The organism is Mesorhizobium sp. M1A.F.Ca.ET.072.01.1.1, from assembly GCF_004023325.1.
Lineage (GTDB): Bacteria > Pseudomonadota > Alphaproteobacteria > Rhizobiales > Rhizobiaceae > Mesorhizobium.
On record NZ_RZSF01000584.1, the window covers coordinates 1 to 2089 of the forward strand.

At 68.5% G+C, this 2089-nt stretch carries 1 protein-coding gene and 1 pseudogene; both read left to right on the top strand.

What is annotated here, in order from left to right; translation table 11 throughout:
• Positions 1–1339 (top strand): ATP-dependent helicase C-terminal domain-containing protein (locus tag EOA32_RS36565; protein ID WP_281015311.1); only part of this gene is annotated, 1339 nt, incomplete at its 5' end.
• Positions 1340–1709: 370 nt separating this feature from the next.
• A pseudogene (locus tag EOA32_RS36570) lies at positions 1710–2089 on the top strand (sensor histidine kinase); the annotation flags it as partial.

The window sequence follows — 2089 nt, forward strand, 5'->3', positions numbered from 1 at the left end:
CGCCGATCCGTCGAGCCTGTCCTTCCTCGACCCGCCGCCGGCGTCATCGATTGCATGCAGCGCTTTGAGCAAGACCCTCGCTTCGTTGAGCGCCGGCGCCGGCCGCTTGACGGAGGCGGGCGCGGCGATGCGCAAGCTTGCCCTGCCGGTGCGGCTCGCGCACATGGTGGCGGAAGCGGCTGGGATCGGGCAGGCGCAGGAAGCGGCGATGCTTGCCGTGCTTTTGACGGAGCGCGGGCTTGGCGGCGACAGCGCCGACCTCGAACGGCGGCTGATCCGCTTCCGCGCCGAAAAATCGCCGCGCGCCGATGCCGCCCGGCAACTTGCCGCACGCCTGGCCAAGCAGGCAGGCGGGGCAAGGGCAGACACGCCAGCCGCGCCCGGTGCCTTGCTGATCCATGCCTGGCCGGATCGTGTCGCCAGAGCCCGCGGCGAGCGCGGCCGCTTCGTGCTCGCCAACGGTTCCGGCGCGATGGTCGACGCCGCCGATCCGCTTGCCGGCGAGAGCTGGCTGGTCGTCGCCGATCTGCAGGGCAAGGCGCAGAATGCCCGCATCACCGCCGCCGCGCCCGTCGACGAGGCTCTTATCCGCACCGCGCTTGCCGACCGCATCGAGACGAAGCGCGAGACCAGTTTCGACCGCGAGCGCCGCGTCGTGCGCGTGCGCGAGACCTCCCGCCTTGGCGCCATCACCCTTTCCGAGCGCATGCTGCCCGCACCTTCGGGCGCCGAGGCCGATCGGGCCATGCTGGACGCCTTGCGCGAGCACGGCCTGTCGCTGCTCGACTGGGGCAAGGAGGCGGAAACGCTGCGCCAGCGGCTCGGCTGGCTCTATCGCGGCCTCGGTTCTCCCTGGCCCGACGTCTCGGGCCAGGCGCTTCTCGACCGCCTCGACGACTGGCTGCTGCCTTTCCTTGCCGGCGATGCCTCCTTCGCGGCGATCAGGCCGCCGGCGCTTGCGGCAGGGCTGATGTCGCTGGTCCCGCACGACCTGCAGCGCAAGGTCGACGCGCTGGCGCCGACCCATTTCGACGCGCCCTCGGGCAGCCATGCGCCGATCCGCTATGATGGCGAATGGCCGGTGCTGGCGATCCGCGTGCAGGAGCTGTTCGGCCTCGATCGCCATCCTTCGATCGCGGGCGGTACGGTGCCGCTGACTCTGGAGCTGTTGTCGCCGGCACATCGCCCGATCCAGACGACGCGCGATCTGCCCGGCTTCTGGCGCGGCTCGTGGGCGGATGTGCGCACCGATATGCGCGGCCGCTATCCCAAGCACGTCTGGCCGGAAAACCCGCTGCTGGCGGCCGCCACCAGCCGCGCCAAGCCGCGCGGGACATAGGTTCGTGCCGCTTTCGGCGGGCCATTCGCGTTAGTGGGCAACGTGCGTTGGCGATTGGCGCAATCGCCCATCACTTCGTCATCCACCGGCGGAGCAAGGAGCGAAGCGACGCGCGTAGACCCGGTTACCTTGACCGTAAAATGCAGCGGAACAGAATTCTGAACCATCGCAGAGCTTCGAAGTCACGGAATGGATCCTCGGGTCTGCGCTCCGCTTCGCGTCGCTCCGCCCGTGGATGACGAAATCGCGAGGGGCCTCGGCCAATCATCAAGCGCTCATGATGGTGAACCGAAACAACGGCCGCTGACGGGTCAAGTCGCCGTCACAGCGCTACTAGCGCTCACCCTCCTGCGGCTATAATCGTAAGTCGATGATCAATATTCTGCGCGCGCCCGATTCCCAGCAGAGCCAGCGGCTGCGGCTCAACACGCTGATCCGCCTGCGCTGGCTGGCCATCGTCGGCCAGAGCATCGCGGTGCTCGTCGTCGCCTACGGGCTGAAATTCCCGCTTCCGGTCTCGCTGTGCTTCGCGCTCATCGCCTGCTCGGCCTGGATGAACCTCTGGCTCACCTTCCGCTATCCCGCGGCGCATCGGCTGACCCCGCTCTCGGCCTTCGTCATCCTTACCATCGACAGCCTGCAACTCGCCGGTCTCCTCTACATGACCGGCGGCTTGACCAATCCGTTCTCGGTCCTGCTCTCGGTGCCCGTCGTCATTTCCGCCGCGTCGCTGCCGCTGCGCCTCACGGC